This window comes from Micromonospora krabiensis (assembly GCF_900091425.1).
GTDB lineage: Bacteria > Actinomycetota > Actinomycetes > Mycobacteriales > Micromonosporaceae > Micromonospora > Micromonospora krabiensis.
Genome location: NZ_LT598496.1, coordinates 5106299 through 5129319, shown reverse-complemented (window position 1 = coordinate 5129319; position 23021 = coordinate 5106299). Strand labels below are relative to the sequence as shown.

Here is a 23021-nt window from a genome sequence, read left to right as displayed (position 1 = left end):
CCGTTGGACGAGGTCGTGGGCACGCCGGTGGCGTTCGCGCCCACCGATCCTCAGGGCCGGCCGGACCAGATCCGCGACGAGCAGTGGCAGCTCGACGAGTTGGATGCGCGGACGGCGTGGCGCAGCTCCACCGGCCGCGGGGTGACCGTCGCCGTCGTCGACTCCGGTGTGGACGGCAGCCACCCCGACCTCGCCGGTCAGGTTCTGCCGGGGATCGACCTGGTCTCCCCGAACGGCGGCGGCAAACCCGACCCGGTCGGCCACGGCACCACGGTCGCCGGTCTGATCGCCGGCCGCGCCGACGACAACCAGGGCGTCGTGGGCCTCGCACCGAACGCCCGGATCCTCCCGGTCCGCGTCCTGGACGAGGAGAACCGGTACGACGACGCGATGATCGTCGCGAAGGGTGTGCGCTGGGCCGTCGACCACGGCGCGCGGGTGATCAACCTGTCGCTCGGCGGCAGCGGCGACAGCCCGGCGCTGGCGGCCGCACTGGACTACGCGTTCGCGCGGGACGTGGTGGTCGTCGCCTGCACCGGCAATCTCGCCACCTCCACCAGCACCCGGGTCTGGTACCCGGCCCGTGAGCCGGGCGTCATCGCGGTCGCCGGTCTGGAACGCAGCAGCGACAACCTCTGGTCCGGGTCGATCACCGGGAGGGCGACGGTCCTCACCGCACCGGCCACCGGGCTCGTCGGCGCCCGCCCCGACGGCTACTGGCGGGTGCAGGGCACGAGCTTCGCCGCGCCGCTGGTGGCCGCCACCGCCGCGCTGGTCCGCTCCCGCTACCCGAGGATGTCGGCGGGTGAGGTGGTCAACCGCCTGCTGTCGACCGCCCGGGACATCGGTCCGACCGGCCGCGACGACCGGTTCGGCTACGGCCTGGTCGACCCGGTCGCCGCGCTCACCGCCGACGTGCCGCCGGTGACCGGCAACCCGCTCGACGACAACGCCTCCCCCGGCATCGTGGGCTTCGGGTCGGCTCCCGGCCTGGATCAGGGGGACCCGGCCGCCGGTGCCGGTGGCGACCCGCTAGGCCTCAGCGCGCCCCGCCAGCACAGTCCGTGGACCGCCCGGCCAGCCGGCGCGCAGGAGGAGTCGGCGCCCGAGCAGCTGTGGACCGGCGCGGCCATCTTCGTCGCCCTGCTGACGGGCGCGGCGCTCATGGTGCGGCGACTCCGGCAGCGCGGCCACTGACGCGACGGGGTCTGTCCGCGCGTCCGACGGGGTAGAACTGACGCCATGAGCACGCCTGGTCCGCGTACCCTCGTCCCCGCTGACCGGGAGTCCTGGCGGCGCCGCCGGCTCGACCGCGACGACTCGCGCGGGCTGCGCCTCACCCTCGCCGCGGTCGCCGCGTTCCTGGTCCTCGTGCCGTTCACGGTGCTCGCCCTGCTGGTCCTCACCTCCTGGCCGCCGCTGCGGCGACTCGACACGGCGGTCACCGACGCGCTGCACGGTTACGCCCTCGACCACCCGACCTGGACGCGCGGCCTGAGCGTGTGGACCGAGGTGTTCGGGCCGATGCCGTTGCGGGTGACCGCGCTCGTGGTGGTGATCTGGCTGGTGCGGCGGCAGGCCCACCGGTTGGCGCTCTGGGTCGCGATCACCATGACGGTCGGCGGCCTGCTCGGCCCGCTGCTCAAACTGCTCGTGGCGCGGAACCGCCCGGATCTGCTGGACCCGGTGGCCCGGGCCACCGGCTACGCCTTCCCGTCCGGGCACGCCCTCAACGCGGCCCTGTTCGCCGGGGTGCTGCTGCTGGTCTTCCTGCCGTACGCCGGCGGTCCCGCCCGTCGCGCCGCCCTCTGGACGGGCGCGCTGCTGCTGGCCGGACTGACCGGGCTCAGCCGGGTGGCCCTGGGGGTGCACTGGACCAGCGACGTGGTCGCCGGCTGGCTGCTCGGGACGGCCGTGGTGGCCGCGACCGCCGCCGCCCTCACCGTCTGGCGGCACCGCCCTCACGGGGGCACCCCCGCAACGCCCCCTGTCCGGCCCGGGGCCTCGGGGACGGACCGGCCCGAGAGGTGATCCGCCGGGCGGCGGTCAGGTGCACTCGCCGGTGCCGACGGCGCGGGTGCGTTCGGCACCGGCCAGGGCGACCGGGCGGGCCTCCGCCGCGGTGACCGCGAAGCCGGTGTTCGGGTCGTCCGCCGCCGCCGCGAAGATCACCCCGAGGACCAGCCCGTTCGAGGAGACCAGCGGGCCACCGGAGTTGCCGCTGCGCACGAGCGCCCGGATCGTGTAGATCTCACGGGTGACGTCACCCGACGAGTAGATGTCCGGTCCGGTGATGCGGTCCACGTCCCGGACCCGGGCGGACTGGGCGTTGTACGGCCCGTCCAGGGGGAAACCGAGCACGATCGCGTCCGCGCCGCTGCCCGCGTTACCGGCGGCGAAGCGCATCGACGGGCCGGGCAGCCCGGGCACGTGGAGCACGGCCAGATCGCGGTCCGGGTCGTAGACGACCACCTCACCGTCGTAGCGGTCACCGCCCAGCTCCACCGCCACCGTGCGGGTGCCGGCGACCACGTGCGCGTTGGTCATCACCCGGTCGTCCGCGTACACGAAACCGGAGCCCTCGATGCGCCGGGAGCAGCTCGGGGCGGACCCGAGCACCTTCACCACCGAACGCTTGCCGTTGACCACCACCTGGGAGCCGGCGAGCGCCGGGTCCGGCGGTTCCACCTGCCGGGCCCGGGTGGGGGCGAGGTCGCCGAAGACGTCCGGGAAGCCGTTCGTGTCGACCGTGTCCCGCAGCGCCGTGGAGAGCTGCTGGGCCTGGTCGGGCAGGACCCGGTCGACGACGGTGAGCAGCGCGCTGTTCCGCACCGACGAGGCCAGCCACGGCAGGGACGACGAGCCGAGCGGCACCGCGACCAGCCACGCCACCAGGAGCACGGCGAAGAGCGAGACGAACGCGCCGCCCACGTCGTCGATCTTGCGCAGGGCCTGGCCGGTGATCGCCGCGCGCAGGCTGGAGCCGAGCCAACCGGCGAGCGCCTGCCCCGCCACCGCGAGCCCGAACACGGCCACCAGGGAGATCAGGACCCGGGTGCCGCTGTCCACGAACTGCCGCGCCAGCAGCGGGCCCACCTGGAGGCCGATCAGGGCGCCCAGGAAGAAGCCGGAGAACGACAGGATTCCGATGACGAAACCCTGACGGTATCCGCTGATCGCGAACACGAGCATGAGCAGCAGCAGGACGAGATCCACGGCGGACACGGGTCAAGCGTACGGGCAGCGGGCTCGCCGGATGACCATCGCTTGCGGAAGGTGACCGTGCGGTCAGCGCACGGGTGCTTCGTCGACCTCGTCCGTGCCGGCGGAGGGAGCCGGCGACGCGCCGGTCGGCGGCAGGTCCACGAGGCGGCCCGGTGACCAGGGCCGGGACCAGCCGCCCATGTCCAGCAGTGCGGCGAGCACCCCGGCCGTGAAGCCCCAGACCAGCATCCCCCGCACGGCGAAGGCCGGGCCGACCCAGCCGCTCGGATGGCGTACGCGGACCCGGTTCGCGGGATCGACCAGCTCCTCGATCGGCAGCCGGGCCACGTGCGCCACCTCGGCCGGTTCGCAGGAGCGCACCGGGTGCGGGGCGTGCCACCACGCGAGCACCGGGGTCACCACGAACTCGCTCACCGGGATCCAGAGCTTCGGCAGCTCGGCCAGCACGGTCACGCTTCCCGGGTCGAGGCCGACCTCCTCGTTCGCCTCGCGCAGCGCGGTCGCCGACGCGTCGGCGTCCTCCGGGTCGGCGGCACCACCCGGGAAGGCCGGCTGGCCGGCGTGGGTGCGCAGCGTCGCCGCCCGCTGGAGGATCAGCACGTCCGGCCCGGTGTCGGCCTGCTCGCCGAGGAGCACCAGCACGGCGCTCTCCCGACCGCCGTTCTCGGGGGTGGTCAGTCGGGTGAAGTCCTCGGCCCGGGCGGTGCCGACCCGCGCCAGCAGGGTCGCCATCCAGGCCGGAGGTTCCCGGGTCACGCCGGCACCGCCACCCCGAGGTGCTCTCGCACCAGCGTGTCGAGGGCGGCGTCGTCCAGCGCCCCCGACGTGTCGACGTGCCGGACCCGTCCCTGCCCGTCGACGAACACGGTGAGCGGGATGGCGTTGCGGTTGAGGGCCCGCTGGAGCGCCTCACCCTGGTCGATCAGCATCGGGAAGCGGACGCCGAAGTCCTCGCCGATGGACTGGGCGGAGTCGCGGGCGTCCCGGGTGTTCACCCCGACCACCCGGAGCTGCCCGGAGGCCCGCTCGTGGAGCCGCTGGAAGGCGGGCAGCTCCTTGCGGCACGGCGGGCACCAGGAGGCCCAGAGGTTGATGACCGCCGGCCCACGCACGTCCCGCAGGGCCACCGGCGCGCCACCGGTGAAGCAGGAGAGCGTCAACTCGGGCAGCGGGTCGGCCGCGGTGGCCTTCGACGGTGCGGCGGTGGGTCCGGCCTTCGACGGCACCGTGGCCAGCGCGGCGCAGTCGTCGAACGGCGACGGCCGGCTCGCCGCGCCGGGGCGGGCCGGTGCCGGCCCCTCCGTGCCGGTGGTGGTGGTGCAGCCCGCCGCGACGGCGAGCAGCAGCGGCAGAAACAGCAGCGTGGCGAGCCGGCGGGTCACGGCGCCTCCGCGGCGACCGCCTGGGCCGGCACCAGCTCCGGATCGACCCCGGCGGCGACCGCCAGGTCACGGGCGCGGGGGCCCTTGAGCAGCTTGGCCGCGAGCGCCGGATCGGTGGGCCCGGTGCCGTACGACGGGCACAGCTTCGCCAGCGTGCACGCTCCGCAGGCCGGCTTGCGGGCGTGGCAGACCCGCCGGCCGTGGAAGATCACCCGGTGCGAGAGCATCGTCCAGTCGCGCTTCTCGTAGAGCGCCCCGACGGCGTGCTCGATCTTGACCGGGTCGGTCTCGGCGGTCAGCCGCCAGCGGTGGACCAGCCGCTGGAAGTGGGTGTCGACGGTGATCCCGGGGACGTCGAAGGCGTTGCCGAGGATGACGTTGGCGGTCTTGCGGCCGATGCCGGGCAGCGTCACGAGGTCGGCCAGCTTGGCGGGCACCCGCCCGTCGTAGCGCTCGACCAGCGCCCGCCCCAACTTGATCAACGAGTCGGTCTTGTTCCGGAAGAAGCCGGTCGGCCGGATCAACGTCTCCATCTCGGCCCGGTCGGCGCCGGCGTAGTCGGCCGCCGTCCGGTAGCGGGCGAAGAGCGTCGGAGTGACCTCGTTGATCTTCTTGTCGGTGCTCTGCGCGGAGAGGATCGTGGCGACGGCCAACTCCAGGGCGTTGGAGTGGTCCAGTTCGCAGTGCGCGTCGGGGTGGGTCTCGGCCAGCACCCGGCCGATCCGGCGGGCACGGCGCTTGAGCCCGAGAGCCGTCTCGGTGGCGCCGGGGGAGCTACTGGTCACGCCGGCCAGCCTACGTCGCCGCTCCGACGTCGTCGGCGGCTGTAGCGCGCGGCGCCGGCGGATCAACCGGCCGAGGGCGGGCTGATCTTCCCGGCGTCGTCGAGCCGGGCCCCGGTCCGCGGGAAGTCGGCGCGGGTGACCTCCCGGACCAGGCCCAGGCCGCGGTCGCCCTCGTCCAGGGTCGGCTTGCCGGCGCTGTTCATGTAGGTCGAGGTGAACGAGCCGCCGGCCCAGCTGCCGTCGGGCCGCAGCGACACCTTGAGCACTCCGCCCCAGCCGAGGCGGCCGTCGTTGCTCAACGAGTTGCCGCCGCCGGCGAAGTTCCCCAGGCTGTACGCGATCAGCCGCCCCTTGTAGAACTCCATCCCGCGGAGCACGTGCGGCCCGTGCCCGACGATCAGGTCCGCCCCGGCGTCGATCATCGCCTTGGCGAACTTGACCGGATCGCCCCGGTTCTCGCCGAGGAACATCTCGGTGCCCGGCCGCACCCGGGTCTTGTCCGCCCCCTCGCCGCCCATGTGCACCTGCACGACCACCAGGTCCGCCATGGTGGCCGCCTTGGCGATGACCCGCTTGGCCGCCGCGATGTCGACCAGGCTGTTGGACCAGACGTACGACGAGAAGCCCGCCACCGCGACCTTCACGCCCTTCACCTCGACCACGGTGATCTGGTCGGGGGCGCCGGTGTGTGCCAGGTCGTAGCGCTCCAGGGCCTTCTGGGTGTTCTCGTACCCCTTCGGGCCGTAGTCGTAGCCGTGGTTGTTGGCCTGGTTGAGCAGGTCGAAGCCGGCGTCGCGCAGATGGGCCGCGTACTCGGGCGGGGCCCGGAACTGGAAGCAGCGGGTGGCGTTCGGGCCGCACTTGCCGGTGCCGGTGTCCACCGTCAGCGGCTCTTCGAGGTTGCCCATCACCAGGTCGGCCGCGAGCGCCTTCTTGACCGAGTCGAAGAATCCCTTGCCGCCGTTGGCGGGCAGCCGGCTGGGGGCGTTGCCCATGATGATGTCGCCGGTCGCGGAGAGCGAGATCGCGTCGCCGCCGGCCTCGGGCGAGCCGCTCCCCGACGGGGCGCCGGTGATCGGCGCGCCGGTGCCACCGCCACCCGCCCCGGGCTGCCAGACCGGCGCCTCGGCGGCCGGGGCGCAGCCGGCCGCGAGCAGGGCGAGGAGCGCGACCAGCGCGAGGGCGGCGGTCCGACGGCGCGGGCGCGACGGAGCGGAGGCGGGAGCGTACATCGCTCGCGACCCTACCGGCGGGAAAACGCCGCGACGAGGGCCGATCGGCTGGAAGTTCAGCCCTTCAGGCGCTCCGACCAGGGCACCACCGGCCCGGCGCCGCCGGCGAGGACGGCCGCGTGCACCGCGCGGGCCAGCGGCGCGCCCCAGGCCGAGCGCGGACCCCCGTAGGCGAACTCCGGCCCCTCGGCGGGGCAGAGCACGGTCACCGCGTCCGTCGGGGTGCCGGTGGCCGCCAGTCCCAGCTCCACGATCGCCTGGGCCTTGGCCTCGGTGGCGGTGGCCACCGCGTTGACCAGGGCGGCGTCACCGAGCCGCGCCGGCACGTACACGACGATGTTGACCGTGCCGACCCGCTGCCCCGGCGCGGCGGGCCCGACCGGGGCGGCGGCCGGCTCGGCGGGTGCGGGCTCGGCGGGCGCGGCGGCCTGGACCGGGGTGCCGAGGCCGACGGTCGCCCACGCGCGCACGCCGGCGTCGGTCCGGCTCACCACCTCGGCCACGTCGACGCCGGTCAGCAGACCGACGCCGGGTCCGTCGAGGCCGAGGCCGCCGGCGAGCTCGGCGAGGTGGTCGGCGGGGTCCTCCCGGGCGTACGACATGGGCACGGTCGCGTTCAGCACCCATCGGCGTACGCCGATGCCGCCGCCCAGCGGACCGGAGCTGACGGAGCGTAGTGGCGCGGTCGCTCGCCAGACCAGCACGGGCAGGGCCAGCCCGTCCTCCCGGCGGCTGGTCAGCAGGGGCTCCGTCAACACGCCGGTGACCCTACGGCCCGCGGAAACACCCCCACCAGGGGCACCGCCCCGGCCGACGGGGTCGACGATCTTACCGACGGTACGGAACGGTCGGGTTACGCCCAACGATCACGTTTCCAGGGGCCACCTCTGATTACCGCTCACGTGCGCCTAGACTTGTCGGCGCGCGAGGGACCAGCGGACGGCGGACCCGGCCGACGGACGGCAACGCGCAACCGGAGGTGCGCGATGGACGAGGTACTGGCTCGCAGCGGGATCTTCCAGGGTGTCGACCCGGAGGCTGCCGAGGCGCTCGCCAAGGAGATGGAGACGATCGAGGTCCGCAAGGGCGAGATCGTCTTCAACGAGGGCGAGCCCGGTGACAGTCTCTATATCCTGCTGTCCGGCAAGATCAAGGTCGGCCGCCGGGCGGCGGACGGCCGACAGAACCTGATCGCGGTGATGGGCCCGTCGGACATGGTCGGCGAGCTGTCGCTCTTCGACCCCGGCCCGCGGACGGCGACCGCCACCGCGGTGACCGACACCCGCCTGGTCCGGCTGCGCAAGCAGGCGCTCCGGCCGTGGCTGAACAACCGCCCCGAGATCGCCGAGCAGCTGCTGCGGGTGCTCGCCCGTCGTCTGCGCCGGACCAACGACTCGCTGGCCGACCTGATCTTCACCGACGTGCCCGGTCGTGTGGCGAAGAACCTGCTCCAGATGGCCGGCCGGTTCGGCACCCGGGACGGCGGCGTGCTGCGGGTGACCCACGACCTCACCCAGGAGGAGATCGCCCAGCTCGTCGGCGCCTCCCGGGAGACCGTGAACAAGGCGCTGGCCGATTTCGCGTCGCGCGGTTGGCTGCGCCTGGACGGCAAGAGCATCATCATCCTCGACCCGGAGCGCCTCGCCCGCCGCGCCCGCGTCTGAGCCGACCGTCGGGCACCGTCCCGACCCGGCACTTCAGCGGCCCGGACCTCTCACGTCCGGGCCGTTCGCCGTTGCGTGGGCCGCCGGTGCGTGCGTCCCTCTGCCATCCGCAGAATCGCTGGACCCCAGGCCCGGCGGGTAGGACGGTGGAGCGATGCCGAACCGAGTCGCGGTCCTCTCCGACATCCATGGCGTACTGCCCGCGCTGGAGGCCGTCCTGGCCGAGCCGGAGGTGGCCGCCGCCGACCGGATCGTGCTCACCGGCGACATCGCCGCCGGCCCGCAGCCGGTGGAGGTGCTGGACCTGCTCGCCGGTCTCGGCGACCGCGCCTGCTGGGTCCGGGGCAACGCCGACCGGGAGTTGGTGCAGGCACGGGCCGGGAAGCCCTCCCCGATCGACGTGTCGAACTGGGCCGCCGGTGAGCTCCGCGAGGACCAGGCGGCCCGGCTCGCGGCGCTGCCCCTGACGGTGACCCTGGACGTCGACGGGCTCGGCCCGGTGCTCTTCTGCCACGCCACCCCCCGCGACGACGAGGAGGTCGTGCTGGTCGACACCCGGATCGAACGCTGGGCCGAGGTCTTCGCCGACGTCCCCGCCGAGGTACGCACGGTCGTCTGCGGGCACACCCACATGCCCTTCGCCCGGCTGGTCGACCGGCGCCTGGTGGTCAATCCCGGCAGCATCGGCATGCCGTACGGCGGCCCGGGCGCACACTGGGCACTGCTCGGCCCCGGTGTGCAGCTGCGCCGCACCGACTTCGACGTGGACGCGGCCTGCGCCCGGGTGGCCGCCGAGTCGACCTTCCCCGACGCGGCCGGGTTCGCCGACGAGTACCTCCGCTCCCGCCACAGCGACACCGACGCCCTCGCCGTCTTCGCACCCCGCGACGGCCGCTGACCCGCCCCGCACCACGGGCCGCCGCCCTGGCGCACGAGCCCCCGACGTGAACCTGGGACATGAACCTGGCGCGTGGACCTGGTGCCCCGCGGTCCCGCGTCGAACGCCCGCTCTGTCGCACCTCGGACCTGCTGACACCGCGTTCGGACCCTTTGGAGCTGATGTCGCAAACGACTCATTCGCTGATAACCCGAGCGACTCAGCTCCAAAGGCGGCGCGGAGCAGTTGCTCGACCCGATGGCGAATCAGGCCGACGCCGAGCCGGGCCCAAGCACCGCCGCCAGCCTGCAGCCAGAAAAAGTCAGGCTTGACTGTTTGTTTCGGCCCGGGCACGCTGTCCCCGTGCCCGCCGCATCGACCCGCGTCCCTCAACAGGAGCGCAGCCGCGCCACCCAGGCCCGACTCCTGGAGGCGACCGTCGAGTGCCTGATCGAGCACGGCTGGGCCGGCACCACGACCACCCTGGTCGCCACGCGGGCCGGCGTCTCGCGGGGCGCCCAGCTGCACCACTACCCGACGAAGGCCGCGCTGGTCACCGCGGCCGTCGACCATCTGGCGGATCGTCGGGCGACCGAGTTGCGCACGGAGGCGGAGGCGTTGCCGGCCGGCCCGCAGCGACTCGACCGGGTGGTGGACCTGCTCGGGGCGGCCTTCACCGGGCCGCTGTTCGTCGCCGCGATCGAGCTGTGGGTCGCCGCGCGTACCGACCCGGAGCTGCGGGCCGCCCTGGTGCCACTGGAGGCACGGGTCGGCCGGGAGATGCACCGGCTCACCGTCTCGCTGCTCGACGTCGACGAGAGCCGTCCCGGCGTCCGGGAGGCGGTGCAGGCCACCCTGGACCTGCTCCGCGGGCTGGGCGTCGCCAACCTGCTCACCGACGACTCGTCCCGCCGCACCGCCCTGCTGACCACCTGGAAGCGCCAGCTCGCCACGCTCCTCACCCCCTGACCGGCCCGCTCGCGCCGGCACGCCCTGACCGGAGGCACCATGGTCGACCTGACCGACCTGCTCGCGGACCTGGCCGACGAGTCCGAGGCGCTGGACGCGCTGGTCCGCCCCCTGCCGGCGGCCGACTGGGCGCGGCCCACCCCGGCGCCGGGCTGGAGCATCGCCCACCAGATCGCCCACCTCGCCTGGACCGACCACGTGGCGCTGCTGGCGGCCACCGACCCGGCCGCCTTCTTCGCCTCGGTCGCCTCCGCACCCGACCCGGCGCGGCTGGTCGACCACGGCGCCGAGGAGTTCCTCGCGGCGCCACCCGACCTGCTCGCCCGGTGGCGCGACGGCCGTCGGGCGCTCGCCGCGGCCCTGACCGCGGTGCCCGCCGGGGAGAAGCTGCCCTGGTACGGCACCCGCATGTCGCCCGCCTCGATGGCCACCGCCCGGATCATGGAGACCTGGGCGCACGGCGAGGACGTAGCCGGCGCGCTGGGCGTACGCCGCCCGGACAGCGGGCGGCTCCGGCACGTCGCGCACCTCGGTGTGCGTACGCTCGGCCACGGCTTCGCCGCCCACGGCCGCGACGTGCCGGCGGCGGCGGTGCGGGTCGACCTCGCCGGGCCCGACGGCGACACCTGGAGTTGGGGTCCCGCGGACGCCACGGACCGGGTCACCGGCCCGGCACGGGACTTCTGCCTGCTGGTCACCCAGCGCGCGCACCGGGCCGACCTGGCGCTGACCGCCACCGGGCCGGTGGCCGACGAGTGGCTGGACGTGGCGCAGGCGTTCGCCGGCCCGCCCGGCGCCGGCCGCCCACCCGGGTCCACCCCGGACGGGGTGCCGGCATGATCCGCATCGGCAACGCCTCCGGCTTCTACGGGGACCGGTTCACCGCGTGGCGCGAGATGCTCGACGGTGGCGAGCTGGACGTGCTGACCGGTGACTACCTGGCCGAGTTGACCATGATGATCCTCGGCCGGGACCGGGCCCGCGACGCGGAGCTGGGCTACGCGCGGACGTTCCTGCGGCAGTTGGAGGGCTGCCTGGGGGCGGCGCTGGACCGGGGCGTCCGGATCGTGACGAACGCGGGCGGACTGAACCCGGCCGGACTGGCCGCCGCGATCGGCGCGCTCGCCGAGCGGCTCGGCCTGACCGTTCGGGTCGGGTACGTCGAGGGCGACGCGCTGCCGCGCCCCGACGCGCTCACCGCCAACGCCTACCTGGGCGCGTTCGGGATCGCCGCCTGCCTCGACGACGGTGCCGACGTGGTGGTCACCGGCCGGGTCACCGACGCCTCGCTGGTGGTGGGGCCGGCGATCGCCCGCCACGGCTGGGGGCGTGACGACCTCGACGCGCTCGCCGGGGCGACCGTCGCCGGTCACCTGGTCGAGTGCGGCACGCAGGTCACCGGCGGCAACTTCAGCTTCTTCACGGAACTGCCGGACGGCGGCCACCGCCCCGGCTTCCCCATCGCCGAGGTGCACGCCGACGGCTCCTCGGTGATCACCAAGCACCCGGGCACGGGGGGCGCGGTGACGGTGGAGACCGTCACCGCGCAGCTGCTGTACGAGGTGGGCGGGCCGGGGTACCTGGGGCCGGACGTGGTGACCCGGCTGGACACGGTGACGCTGCGCGCGGACGGACCGGACCGGGTACGCGTCAGCGGGGTCCGGGGCACGCCCCCGCCACCCACCCTCAAGGTCGGCGTCACCAACCTGGGCGGCTTCCGCAACTCGATGACGTTCGTCCTCTGTGGCCTGGACATCCCCGCCAAGGCGGCCCTGGTCCGGCGGCAACTGGCGGACGCGGTGGGCGCCGAGGGGCTGGAGTTCACCCTGGCCCGCACCGACCACGCCGACGCGGTCGACACGGAGACGGCGAGCGCGCTGCTGCACGTACACCTGCGGGACGGTGACAAGGGGCGGGCCGGGCGGGCCTTTTCGGCGGCCGCGGTGGAGCTGGCCCTGGCCTCCTACCCCGGCTGCACGCTGACGACGCCGCCGGGCGACGCCACGCCGTACGGGGTGTTCACCGCCGAGGCGGTGCCGCAGGACGCGGTGCCGCACGTGGCGGTGCTGCCCTCCGGCAAACGCGTGGAGGTCGCCCCACCGACCCGCACCACCCCCGCCACGTCGGACGGGTCGGCGGACGCCGCGCCGCCGGCCGACGAAGCCGGGCGGCCGACCCGGCGGGGGCCGCTGGGTGAGCTGGTCGGCGCCCGCTCCGGGGACAAGGGCGGCGACGCGAACCTGGGCGTCTGGGCGCGCACCGACGCCGGGTACGACTGGCTGCGCGGCTGGCTGACCGTCGCGCGGCTCGCCGAGCTGCTGCCGGAGACGGCACCGCTGGTGGTGCGCCGCTACGAGCTGCCGAACCTGCGGGCGGTGAACTTCGTGATCGAAGGGCTGCTCGGCCCGGGGGTGGCCGGGTCCACCCGGTTCGACCCGCAGGCGAAGGCGCTCGGGGAGCTGCTCCGGTCGCGCCTCGTCGACCTGCCCGTCGACCTGACGACGGAGGCCGGGCGATGACGATCGTGGACACCCCGGAGCGCCGGCAGCTGCGCGAGCTGACCCGGGCGTTCGTCACCCGGGAGGTGCTGCCGCACCTGGACGACTGGGAGCGGGCCGGCGAGGTGCCCCGGCAGGTGCACGCCACCGCCGCGAAGGTGGGTCTGCTCGGCATCGGCTTCCCCGAGTCGGTCGGCGGCAGCGGCGGTGACCTGCTCGACTCGATCATCGTGACCGAGGAGATCATCCGCGCCGGGGGCTCGTCCGGGCTGGTCGCCGCGCTCTTCACCCACGGCATCGCGCTGCCGCACATGGTCGCGGCGGCGGGCGGCGGCCGGGCCGGCGCGGCCACCGCCGTGGGGAGCGACCTGATCGAGCGTTACGTCCGGCCGACGCTCGCCGGGACGCTCATCGGCGCGCTGGCGATCACCGAACCGGACGGCGGCTCGGACGTCGCCGCCATCCGGACCACCGCCCGCCGCGACGGCGACCACTACGTGGTGAACGGGTCGAAGACGTACATCACCAGCGGCGTCCGGGCCGACTTCGTGACCACGGCCGTCTGCACCGACTTCCCGGGCAGCGGCGAGCTCAGCCTGCTGGTGATCGACAAGGGGACGCCCGGGTTCACGGTCGGGCGGCGGCTGGAGAAGCTGGGCTGGCACTGCTCGGACACGGCCGAGCTGTCCTTCGTCGACGTGCGGGTCCCGGTGACGAACCGGATCGGCGAGGAGGACACCGGCTTCCTGGCCATCATGCAGAACTTCGCCGCGGAGCGGCTGTCGCTGGCCACCCAGGCGTACGCGACCGCGCAGCGCAGCGTCGAGCTGGCCGTGCGCTGGTGCCGGGACCGCTCCACGTTCGGCCGTCCGCTGGCCGGTCGGCAGCTCATCCGGCACCGGCTCGCCGAGATGCACACGCGCGCCGAGGCGGCCCGGGCGTACGTACACCAGGTGGCGGCCCGGGTCGCGGCCGGCGAGCCGGTGGTGACCGAGGTGGCGATGGCGAAGAACGTCGCGGTGGCGGCCTGCGCCGAGGTGGTCGACCAGGCGCTGCAACTGCACGGCGGCTACGGCTACCTGCGCGACGCGGAGGTGGAGCGGCACTACCGGGACTCGCGCATCCTCGGCATCGGCGGCGGCACCACGGAGATCATGAACGAGATCATCGCGAAGGGAATCGGGCTGTGACCATGTTGGACAGCACGATCGACCCGTCCTCGCCGGCGTACGCGGAGAACCGCGCGGCGCTGCTCGACCGGCTGGCAGAGCTGGACGCGGCGCTGGACCAGGCCCGGGCCGGCGGCGGCGAGAAGTACGTGAGCCGGCACCACGCGCGCGGCAAGCTGCTGCCCCGGGAACGCATCGAGCTGCTGCTCGACCCGGACAGCCCGTTCCTGGAGCTGTCTCCGGTGGCCGCGTACGGCACGGACTTCCCGGTCGGCGCCAGCGTGGTGACCGGCATCGGCGTGGTCGAGGGCGTGGAGTGCCTGGTCGTGGCGAACGACCCGACCGTACGTGGCGGCGCGGTGAACCCGTGGTCGCTGGCGAAGACCCGGCGGGCCGGCGAGATCGCGCTCGCGAACCGGCTGCCCATGGTCAACCTGGTCGAGTCGGCCGGTGCCGACCTGCCCACCCAGGCGGAGATCTTCATCCCCGGTGGACGGGTCTTCCGCGACCTGACCCGACTCTCGGCGGCGAAGATTCCCACGGTCAGCGTGGTCTTCGGCAACGCCACGGCGGGTGGGGCGTACGTGCCGGGCATGTCCGACCACGTAATCATGATCCGCGAGCGGTCGCAGGTCTACCTGGCCGGTCCGCCGCTGGTGAAGATGGCGACCGGCGAGGTCACCGACGACGAGTCGCTGGGCGGGGCGGCGATGCACGCCTCGACGTCGGGGCTCGCCGACCACCTGGCGATCGACGAGCGAGACGGGATCCGGCTGGCCCGGCAGTGCGTACGCCGGTTGAACTGGCGCAAGCACGGCCCGCCGCCGCGCAACCCGGCGCCGCAGCCACCGAAACACGACCCGGAGGAGCTGCTCGGCATCGCCAGCGCCGACCTGAAGGTGCCCTTCGACCCGCGCGAGGTGCTGGCCCGGGTGCTGGACGGCAGCGAGTTCGACGAGTTCAAACCGGGTTACGGCACCGCCCTGGTGACCGGTTGGGGCGAGCTGCACGGCTACCCGGTCGGCGTGCTCGCCAACGCGCGCGGGGTGCTGTTCAGCGAGGAGGCGCAGAAGGCGGCGCACTTCATCCAGCTCGCGAACGCCGCCGACACCCCGCTGGTGTTCCTGCAGAACACGACGGGCTACATGGTCGGCACCGAGTACGAGCAGCGCGGCATCATCAAGCACGGCGCCCTGATGATCAACGCGGTGTCGAACTCGACGGTGCCGCACCTGACGGTCAACCTCGGCGCGTCGTACGGGGCGGGCAACTACGGGATGTGCGGCCGGGCGTACGAGCCGAGGTTCCTGTTCACCTGGCCGAACGCCAAGTCGGCGGTGATGGGGCCGGCGCAGCTGGCCGGGGTGCTGTCCATCGTGGCCCGGCAGGCGGCGAAGGCGCGCGGACGGGACTACGACGAGGAGTCAGACGCCGCGATGCGGATGATGGTCGAGCAGCAGATCGAGTCGCAGTCCGGCGCGCTCTTTCTCTCCGGCCGCCTCTACGACGACGGCGTGATCGACCCCCGGGACACCCGGACCGTCCTCGGCCTCTGCCTGTCGGCGATCCACAACGCACCGGTGAGGGGCGCCGACGGCTTCGGCGTCTTCCGGATGTAGGTAGGGAGCGCACTCATGATCACTCGTCTGCTCGTCGCCAACCGAGGCGAGATCGCCCGGCGGATCTTCGCCACCTGCCGGTCGCTCGGCGTCGAGACGGTGGCGGTGCACTCCGACGCGGACGCCGACGCGCCGTTCGTCGCCGAGGCCGACCAGGCGGTCCGGCTGCCCGGCAACGCGCCCGCCGAGACGTACCTGCGATCGGACCTGATGCTGGACGCGGCCCGGCGGACCGGCGCGGACGCCGTACACCCCGGCTACGGGTTCCTCGCCGAGAACGCCGAGTTCGCCACGGCGGTGACCGACGCCGGGCTGACCTGGGTCGGCCCGTCGGCCAAGGCGATCGCCGCGATGGGCGACAAGATGGCGGCGAAGGCGCTGCTCGCCGAGGCCGGCGTGCCGATGCTGCCGAGCTGGACCGACCCCGCCGCGATCACCGGGTTCCCGGTGCTGGTGAAGGCGTCCGCCGGTGGTGGCGGCCGGGGCATGCGGGTGGTCCGGGGCCCCGCCGACCTGGCGGAGGCCGTCGCCTCAGCCCGACGCGAGGCGGCCGCGGCGTTCGGCGACGGCACGGTCTTCATCGAGCGGTACGTGGAGCGCGGCCGGCACGTCGAGGTGCAGATCGTCGGTGACACGCAGGGCACGGTGGCCGCCCTCGGCGTGCGCGAGTGCTCGATCCAGCGCCGGCACCAGAAGATCGTCGAGGAGGCGCCCGGTGTGCTCCCGTCCGGGGTGCGGGAGCGGCTGCACGAGGCGGCGGTGGCCGCGGGCCGGGCGGTCGACTACGTGGGCGCCGGCACGGTCGAGTTCCTGCTCGCGCCCGACGGGGCGATCCACTTCCTGGAGATGAACACCCGCCTCCAGGTCGAGCACCCGGTCACCGAGCTGACCGCCGTCGGCGACCTGGACCTGGTCCGGCTCCAGCTGCTGGTCGCCGAGGGCGGGGCGCTGCCGGAGCACCTGCGCGGCCCGGTGCCGGTGCGTGGCTACGCCATCGAGGTGCGGCTCTGCGCCGAGGACCCGGCCGAGGGCTTCCGCCCGGCGACCGGGACCCTGCACCGCTTCGCCGTGCCCGGCGTGGCGCGCGAGTTCGGGAACCTGGCCCGGGCCGGGCTGCGGCTCGACTCCGGTGTCGTGGACGGATCCGTGGTCGGCGTCCACTACGACTCGATGCTCGCCAAGCTGATCGCCTGGGCGCCGACCCGCGCCGAGGCGGCCCGCATCCTGGCGGGCGCGTTGGCGCGGGCCGAGCTGCACGGGGTGTCCACGAACCGGGACCTGCTGGTCCGGGTGCTGCGCAGCTCCGAGTTCGGCGCCGTCGAGATCGACACCGGGTTCCTGGAGCGGCATCCCGAGGTCTTCGACCCGCTGGTGTCGGCCGACCGGGTGCCGCTGTTCGCGCTGGCCGCCGCGTTGGCGTCGGCGGCGGCCCGCCGGGCGGCCGCGCCGGTGCTCGCCGGTCTGCCGTCCGGCTGGCGGAACGTGCCCGCGTTCCCGCAGCGCACCCGCCTCGCCGGTCCGACCGGTGCGGTCGAGGTCCGCTACCGGCTGGACCGGTCCGGCGGGCTCGCCGAGTGGTCGGTGCGGCCGTCCGCCGACGGCCCGGCGGCCGACGACGCTCGTGGTGCCGCCACCGGGGCGCCCGACGGCTCCGGCGCGGTCGGGCCGGCGCACGGCTCGGTGACGCCCGTGTCGGTGGCGCCGGACCGCGTGGTGCTGGACGTCGACGGGGTGCGTCAGCCGTTCCGGGTGCACCGGGTGGGCGCGGCGGCCCACGTGGACGGACCGGACGGCTCGGTGACCCTGACCGAGCTGCCGCGCTTCCCCGAGCCGACGGCCGCGCTGGCCGCCGGTTCGCTGGTGGCCCCGCTGCCCGGGACGGTGACCCGGCTGCACGTGAGCGCCGGGCAACGGGTCGCCGCCGGCGACCTGCTGCTCACCCTGGAGGCCATGAAACTGGAGCACCCGGTGCTCGCCCCGATCGACGGCACGGTCGCCGAGCTGCCGGTGCCGGCCGGCGGCCAGGTCGACGCCGGAGCCGTACTGGCCGTGGTCAACCCCGAGGAGGACCAACGATGAACGTCGACCTGAACCCCGAGCAGGAACAGCTCCGCGACGCCGTACGGGCGCTGGGCCGTCGGTACGGGCACGACTACTTCGTGGCGAAGGCCAAGTCCGGCGGGCACACCACCGAGCTGTGGTCGGAGGCGGGGCGACTCGGCTACCTGGGTGTCAACATCCCCACCGAGTACGGCGGCGGGGGCGGCGGCATCACCGAGTTGGCCATCGTCTGCGAGGAGCTGGCGGCGGCCGGCTGCCCGCTGCTGCTGCTCGTGGTCTCTCCCGCCATCGCCGCGACCGTCATCAATCGGCACGGCACCGAGGCGCAGCGCAAGCGGTACCTGCCCGGCCTCGCCGACGGCTCTCAGAAGATCGTCTTCGCGATCACCGAGCCGGAGGCCGGCTCGAACTTCCACCGGCTCGGCACGGTGGCCCGCCGCGACGGCGACGACTGGTTGGTGTCCGGCCGCAAGTGCTACATCTCGGGCGTGGACGAGGCGGACCACGTCCTGGTGGTGGCCCGCACCGAGGACTCGTCCACCGGCAAGCTGAAGCCCGCGCTGTTCGTCGTGCCGGCCGACGCGCCCGGGCTGACCCGGTCCAAGCTGGACATGGAGATCGTGTCGCCGGAGAACCAGTTCCTGCTCTACCTGGACGACGTCCGGCTGCCCGCCGACGCCCTGGTCGGCGAGTCGGTGGACGCCGGGCTGCCGGCGCTCTTCGCCGGGCTCAACCCGGAGCGCATCACGGTCGCCGCGATGGGCGCCGGCACCGGGCGGTACGCGATCGAGCGTGCCTCGTCGTACACCGCGACCCGGACGGTGTGGGGCGGCCGGACCATCGGTTCCCACCAGGGCGTCTCCCACCCGCTGGCGCACGCGGCGGTGCAGGTCGAGCTGGCCCGCCTGATGATCTACAAGGCGGCGACCCTCTACGACGCCGGCCGGGACCTGGAGGCCGGGGTGGCCGGCAACATGGCCAAGTACGCCGCGGGTGAGGCCGCGGCGCTGGCCGTGGACACCGCCGTGCAGGCCCTCGGCGGCGCCGGCATGACCACCGAGTACGGCGTCGCCACCCTGCTCGGGGCGGTCCGGGCCGGCCGGATCGCCCCGGTCAGCCGCGAGATGATCCTCAACTTCGTGGCCCAGCACGTCCTGGGTCAGGAGAAGTCCTACTGATCCCGGGTCGCGCGCTCGGGGCGCGGGGTGTCAGCGGCAGGCGGCGTCGATCCGGTGGATCGGCCGGACCCGCCGGCCCATGCCCTCCAGCAGCGAGTCCTCGACGTGGAAGTCGTGGATCCGCAGCCGGTGCCGGGGCAGCTCCTGCTCGCTCGGGCAGAGCACCTGGGCGCGCACCAGCCCGACGGGCACGTACCGTACGCCGCCCTGCTCCTGGAGGATCACCATGTTCACGTCGTCCGTGGTGACGACGTGGCCGCGTACGTCCTCGGTCGGACCGGTCTCCGCGCCGACGGTGGTGACGGTCAGCGGCAGCACGGGCGTGCTGATCACCGGCAACGCGGCCCACACCAGCATGGCCAGCACGGCGACCTCGGTCACCGAGGCGAGCGGCCGGATCACCGCGCCGGGCAGCGGCCCGGAGATGCCCAGGGCGAGCACCGGCGGCGCCGCGAGCAGCACCAGGGCCAGCACCTCCCCCTGCCGCGCGGCGTCGCGCAGCGTGGGCAGCAGCAGCCACGCGTACGCGCCGAGCAGCACCGCGACCAGCAGCACCCGTGCGCTGACCCGGTCGTGCAACTGGCGCGGGCTGAGCTGGAAGGCGGCGACGAATGCCGGAATGAGCAGCGGCAGGTAGAGCAGCGGCCAGGTGACCAGGGCGAGCAGGAAGCTCGCCACGACCAGCCAGGCGGGGGTGATCTCCGCCCAGCGGGTGAAGAGTGGGCGGCGCCGGGTGTGCGGTGGCAGCCGGTCCACCGCGGCGCCGAGCACGGCGCCGAGCGCGAAGATCGCCACCAGGCCGGTCGAGAGCAGCCGGGCGGCCGTGGTGAGGAATCCGGCGAGCAGGTTGACCGGGCCGACGTTCGCCACCAGCAGCAGGGTCGTCTGCAGCTCGCCGCCGGCCTCGACGCCGAGGCGGAGCACCGAGAAGAGGGCGGGCACGGCGACCAGCGCGGTCCAGAAGGACTGGCTGGCCCGGGCCCGCCGCTCGGCGACGTCACGTCCGCCGGCCTGGGACGGGCCGCGCTCGTACCACGCCAGGGGATCCCGGCCCTCGCTCCGCTCGATCGGATCGTGGGCGGCCGGCGGGTCGCCGACCGGCGCGCCGGGGCGGACCGGCCCGTCCGCGCCCGGGCTCCCGCTGGCGACTGCCGGCGAGGCGCTCACCGCCGGGGCGCCTTGTCGTCGAAGTCCACCAGCTTCGGGACGTCCAGCGGCTGCGGCTGCCGCTTCTCGGTGGGCAGCCACGGGCCGAGGGTCCGGTTGTACGCGGTCTGCCACGGGCTGGCCTGCCCGTCCCGCCCCTGCCGGTAGCTCTTGTCCAGGAAGTACGCGACGAGGTCCCGCAGGGCCGGGTCGCCGATCGGCACGCCCACGCCGAGCAGTTCGCTCGTGCCGAAGGGCATGTCGACGATCTGGAACTCGGTGGGGAACCGGGCGAGGAAGCCGGCCAGGATCGCCTCGTCGGAGCTGACCGCGTCGTACCGGCCGGCGCGGATGCCGGCAACGCAGTCGCCGACGTCCTTCACGACGAGCGCCCGGACCTGGTGCTTCTCCAGCTCCGCCTCGGTGGTGGACCCGCCGCTGGTGCAGATCTTGAACGCCGGGTCGCGCAGGTCCTCGATGGTGCGGATGCGGTCCTTGAGCCGGATCGGCACCATCACCTCCTGCGTCGTCACGAAGTACGGGCCGGCGAAGCTGACCAGCTTCTTGCGCTCCTCGGTGATCGAGAAGCTGGAGACGACCAGGTCGACCGTGCCGCCCTGGAGCGCGGGAATGCGGTCCTCGGTGGACACCGGGACGAACTCCAGCCGCTGGTCGCCCTCGTAGCCGAGGGAGGCGGCGATGTAGCGGGCGATCTCGACGTCGAAGCCGACGTGTACGCCGTTCTGCAGCTCGCCCATCATCGGCTCGTTGGTGGCCACGCCGATCCGCAGCTTCGACTGGCCGTAGATGTGCGTCTCCCGCAACTTCTCCTGCACCGACGGGAGGTCCGGCTCCTGGCGGCTGTCACAACCGGCCGCCGCGGCCAGGGCCAGCGTCGACGCCACGGCCAGGGTCGTCAGGACGGAGCGGAGGCGGGTGCGGGACGGGTGTGCGTTCATCGGCGACCTCGCTGACGGATGCAGCCTGCGGGATACCGAGAGTAGCCAGCCAGGTCCATCCGCGTGGTGATCGTGGCGGGGGCTCGCCGGGCGGGCCGAGCCGGGGTGCGGCGGGCGCCCGATCGCCTGCCGCACCCCGGGGTCCTTCTCGGACGGTGCGCCGCCGCCGGTGCGGGTGAGCCGGGATCCGGCGGCGTGGTTCGACTTCCGTCACTCTAGGGATCGAGGGCGATGTGCGCGGCCCGTAGGACGCCGGTGTCGGAATCAACTCACCGACCGATGTAACGTTTTCGTCGTCGCTGACGCCACCGCGAGCCTACCGTGGAACAGTTGACAGCCGCGCCCGTGGGGACATGCTGGACGGGTGAACCGGTTGACCAGGCCAGACGCGCGGACGGTGGCAGCCGTCGCCGCCGGGGCCGCCCTCGCGCTGCTGGTGACGCTCGTCGTCTGGCGGCGGCACGACTTCCTGGGCGTTCTGCTGTCCCTGCTGTGCGTCCTGCTCGCGACGATCGCCGGGGTCTCGGTGGCCGCAGCCCGGCAGAAGGACGAGTCGACGGCGGACGCGCCTCCGGTGCCCGGTCAACCGACCGCCGGGCCGCTCGCCGTCGACGCGGACACCCTGGACGCCCTGGACAGCCGCGACGCGCTGCGGGCGGTACGCGACCGGCGGCACACCGCGGGCCGGTTCGAGGACCGCGGCCGGCTCAGCGACCGGTGAGGGTGGGCCCGGTCAGCGCGTCGACCCCCCGCCCGGCCAGGCAGCGGAACGTCCGGTCGACGTTGCCCTCGACCGGTGGCAGCACCTCCAGGCGCCAGCCCGTCGGGGCGTCGATGCCGGTGGTCAGCCGGAAGGTGTCGACGCCGCACACCTGCTGGACGGCGGGCGCGGCACTCACCTCGTCGTAGCCGGCGCCGACCAGGGAGACCGGCAACAGACCTTCGGCGTAGGTCTCCCAGGTGTGCCGGCCGTCGCAGGAGACCCGGGCGGCTTCCGCGCGCGTGCCACGCACCCGTACCGGCCCGAAGCACTCCAGCTCGGGGAGGCACCGGGCGCCGCCCGGCAGGACGGCGGTCGCGCCGGACTCGGTGGTGCAGCCGGGCAGCATCCCGCCGGCGGTGCCGGCGGCCGCCTGACTCGCCGACGGTGACGGGCCGGGCGTCGGGCTGCCGTCGGCCACCCACGCTCCGGCGGTGGCCGCTCCGGCCAGCGCGAGCACCCCGGCGCCGCCGAGGAACCAGCGCCGACGCCACCACCGGCTACCGCCGCCCCGGGTCGGGCCGGGCAGGGTGGGGTGCGCGTCGTCCGTCGGGGTGCGGGGCGCCGGCCGGACGGCGTGGCCGGTGGCGTACGGGCCGCCGGAGCCGGTGGGGCCGCCGCCGATCGGGGCACCGCCGATCGGCGCCCCGCCGACCGGTGCGGTGGTCGGCTCGATCGGCAACGCGGAGAGCATCCCGAGCAGTTCGACGGCGGAGGGCCGGTCACCCGGGTCGTTGGCCATCCCCGCGCGCAGCACGTCGACCAGCTCGTCGGGCACGCCGGGCAGCCCGGGGATGGGCTGGTTGAACATCTCCAGCACCGTCACGAGGCTCGGGTTGCGCTCGGACTGCCAGCGCGGCGGCCGGCCGTGCATGACGGCGTAGAGCGTGGCGCAGAGGGCGTAGACGTCGACCGCGGGCGACGGCGGGCTGTGGCTGAACATCTCGGGCGGCGCGTAGGCCGGCGTCAGCACCTCGAGGGTGACCGAGGCGTCGCGCACCTCGGCCAGCACGGCGAGCCCGAAGTCGGCGAGCACCGCCGAGTTGAAGTGCGAGTAAAGGATGTTGGCCGGCTTGACGTCCCGGTGGAGCACACCGGCCGCGTGCGAGTGGGCCAGCGCGTCAGCGATCTTGATGCCGAGGTCGCGGGCCTCCGCCGCGCCGAGCGGGGAATTCCGCATCCGCTCCGCGTACGACCCGTCGCAGAGCTCCATGATCAGGTAGGGGTGCTGGTCGACCGTCACCCCGACGTCGAACAGGTCGACCACGTGCGGGTGGGACGACATGCGGCCCGCCGCCCGCGCCTCGCGCAGGAACCGGGCCTGGTCGCGCTCATTGTCCAGCGTGCGGTTCTCCACCTTGACCGCGACCTCGCGGCCCACCGAGATCTGGGTCGCCTGGTAGACGGTCGCGTAGCCACCCCGGGCAAACACCCGCAAATCGGTTAGACCGGGCACGATGGGGACCGGCAGGCCGCCGGACGGAGTGTCGGTCACCG

General features: G+C 74.2%; 21 protein-coding genes. 12 read left to right on the top strand and 9 right to left on the bottom strand.

Features of this window, described 5'->3' with window-relative positions; translation table 11 throughout:
• Nucleotides 1-3: 3 nt before the first annotated feature.
• Nucleotides 4-1197, top strand: coding sequence for a type VII secretion-associated serine protease mycosin (gene mycP, locus GA0070620_RS23520; RefSeq protein WP_377520914.1), 1194 nt, complete (start codon nt 4-6; stop codon nt 1195-1197).
• Between the two features lie 45 nt (nt 1198-1242).
• The gene (locus GA0070620_RS23515; RefSeq protein ID WP_091594274.1) at nt 1243-2031 is read left to right on the top strand and encodes a phosphatase PAP2 family protein; all 789 of its coding nucleotides are present in this window, start codon (nt 1243-1245) and stop codon (nt 2029-2031) included.
• Between the two features lie 15 nt (nt 2032-2046).
• Here GA0070620_RS23515 and GA0070620_RS23510 read toward each other — a convergent pair whose 3' ends face one another.
• The 6 genes from GA0070620_RS23510 to GA0070620_RS23485 form a co-directional block, all read right to left on the bottom strand.
• Nucleotides 2047-3225 carry a MarP family serine protease gene (locus tag GA0070620_RS23510; protein WP_091594272.1) on the bottom strand — a complete coding sequence of 393 codons (1179 nt, stop codon included), beginning with the start codon at nt 3223-3225 and terminating at the stop codon, nt 2047-2049.
• Between the two features lie 63 nt (nt 3226-3288).
• Nucleotides 3289-3981 (bottom strand): NUDIX hydrolase, encoded by a 693-nt coding sequence (locus GA0070620_RS23505; RefSeq protein WP_091594270.1) that lies wholly within the window; start codon nt 3979-3981, stop codon nt 3289-3291.
• The gene (locus GA0070620_RS23500; protein WP_091594268.1) at nt 3978-4607 is read right to left on the bottom strand and encodes a TlpA family protein disulfide reductase; all 630 of its coding nucleotides are present in this window, start codon (nt 4605-4607) and stop codon (nt 3978-3980) included. The genes GA0070620_RS23505 and GA0070620_RS23500 overlap by 4 nt, the downstream gene beginning before the upstream one ends.
• A complete protein-coding gene (gene nth, locus GA0070620_RS23495) occupies nt 4604-5392 on the bottom strand; it encodes an endonuclease III (RefSeq protein WP_091594266.1) in 789 nt (262 codons plus the stop codon). The genes GA0070620_RS23500 and nth overlap by 4 nt, the downstream gene beginning before the upstream one ends.
• 62 nt (nt 5393-5454) lie before the next feature.
• Nucleotides 5455-6624 carry a CapA family protein gene (locus tag GA0070620_RS23490; RefSeq protein ID WP_091594264.1) on the bottom strand — a complete coding sequence of 390 codons (1170 nt, stop codon included), beginning with the start codon at nt 6622-6624 and terminating at the stop codon, nt 5455-5457.
• Between the two features lie 56 nt (nt 6625-6680).
• The gene (locus tag GA0070620_RS23485; protein WP_091594262.1) at nt 6681-7382 is read right to left on the bottom strand and encodes an adenosylcobinamide amidohydrolase; all 702 of its coding nucleotides are present in this window, start codon (nt 7380-7382) and stop codon (nt 6681-6683) included.
• A gap of 228 nt (nt 7383-7610) precedes the next feature.
• On the opposite strand from GA0070620_RS23485, the gene GA0070620_RS23480 reads away from it, so the two are divergent.
• The 9 genes from GA0070620_RS23480 to GA0070620_RS23440 all read left to right on the top strand — a co-directional run bounded on the left by GA0070620_RS23480 (nt 7611) and on the right by GA0070620_RS23440 (nt 18659).
• Complete coding sequence (locus tag GA0070620_RS23480) at nt 7611-8288, top strand: Crp/Fnr family transcriptional regulator (RefSeq protein ID WP_007466162.1); 678 nt, start codon at nt 7611-7613, stop codon at nt 8286-8288.
• A 154-nt stretch (nt 8289-8442) separates the two neighbouring features.
• Nucleotides 8443-9186, top strand: coding sequence for a metallophosphoesterase family protein (locus GA0070620_RS23475; protein ID WP_091594260.1), 744 nt, complete (start codon nt 8443-8445; stop codon nt 9184-9186).
• Between the two features lie 342 nt (nt 9187-9528).
• Nucleotides 9529-10134 (top strand): TetR/AcrR family transcriptional regulator, encoded by a 606-nt coding sequence (locus tag GA0070620_RS23470; protein ID WP_091594258.1) that lies wholly within the window; start codon nt 9529-9531, stop codon nt 10132-10134.
• Nucleotides 10135-10173: 39 nt separating this feature from the next.
• The gene (locus GA0070620_RS23465) at nt 10174-10974 is read left to right on the top strand and encodes a TIGR03084 family metal-binding protein (RefSeq protein ID WP_091594256.1); all 801 of its coding nucleotides are present in this window, start codon (nt 10174-10176) and stop codon (nt 10972-10974) included.
• Nucleotides 10971-12653, top strand: coding sequence for an acyclic terpene utilization AtuA family protein (locus tag GA0070620_RS23460; RefSeq protein ID WP_091594254.1), 1683 nt, complete (start codon nt 10971-10973; stop codon nt 12651-12653). Before GA0070620_RS23465 ends, GA0070620_RS23460 begins: the two co-directional genes overlap by 4 nt.
• Entirely contained in the window at nt 12650-13822 is a 1173-nt protein-coding gene (locus GA0070620_RS23455; protein WP_091594252.1) for an acyl-CoA dehydrogenase family protein, read from the top strand. The genes GA0070620_RS23460 and GA0070620_RS23455 overlap by 4 nt, the downstream gene beginning before the upstream one ends.
• Nucleotides 13819-15420 (top strand): acyl-CoA carboxylase subunit beta, encoded by a 1602-nt coding sequence (locus GA0070620_RS23450; protein ID WP_091594250.1) that lies wholly within the window; start codon nt 13819-13821, stop codon nt 15418-15420. Before GA0070620_RS23455 ends, GA0070620_RS23450 begins: the two co-directional genes overlap by 4 nt.
• Nucleotides 15421-15435: 15 nt before the next feature.
• Complete coding sequence (locus tag GA0070620_RS23445; protein WP_091594248.1) at nt 15436-17499, top strand: acetyl/propionyl/methylcrotonyl-CoA carboxylase subunit alpha; 2064 nt, start codon at nt 15436-15438, stop codon at nt 17497-17499.
• Nucleotides 17496-18659 carry an acyl-CoA dehydrogenase family protein gene (locus tag GA0070620_RS23440; protein WP_091594245.1) on the top strand — a complete coding sequence of 388 codons (1164 nt, stop codon included), beginning with the start codon at nt 17496-17498 and terminating at the stop codon, nt 18657-18659. Before GA0070620_RS23445 ends, GA0070620_RS23440 begins: the two co-directional genes overlap by 4 nt.
• 30 nt (nt 18660-18689) lie before the next feature.
• Here GA0070620_RS23440 and GA0070620_RS23435 read toward each other — a convergent pair whose 3' ends face one another.
• Both GA0070620_RS23435 and GA0070620_RS23430 read right to left on the bottom strand, forming a co-directional pair.
• Nucleotides 18690-19826: a hypothetical protein gene (locus tag GA0070620_RS23435; RefSeq protein ID WP_091594243.1), complete on the bottom strand. Its 1137-nt coding sequence runs from the start codon at nt 19824-19826 to the stop codon at nt 18690-18692.
• The gene (locus GA0070620_RS23430; protein WP_091594241.1) at nt 19823-20764 is read right to left on the bottom strand and encodes a transporter substrate-binding domain-containing protein; all 942 of its coding nucleotides are present in this window, start codon (nt 20762-20764) and stop codon (nt 19823-19825) included. Before GA0070620_RS23430 ends, GA0070620_RS23435 begins: the two co-directional genes overlap by 4 nt.
• Before the next feature lie 373 nt (nt 20765-21137).
• On the opposite strand from GA0070620_RS23430, the gene GA0070620_RS23425 reads away from it, so the two are divergent.
• Nucleotides 21138-21485 carry a hypothetical protein gene (locus tag GA0070620_RS23425; protein ID WP_157741700.1) on the top strand — a complete coding sequence of 116 codons (348 nt, stop codon included), beginning with the start codon at nt 21138-21140 and terminating at the stop codon, nt 21483-21485.
• Here GA0070620_RS23425 and GA0070620_RS23420 read toward each other — a convergent pair.
• A complete protein-coding gene (locus GA0070620_RS23420; protein WP_091594237.1) occupies nt 21472-23019 on the bottom strand; it encodes a serine/threonine-protein kinase in 1548 nt (515 codons plus the stop codon). The genes GA0070620_RS23425 and GA0070620_RS23420 overlap by 14 nt on opposite strands.
• Nucleotides 23020-23021 lie beyond the last annotated feature (2 nt).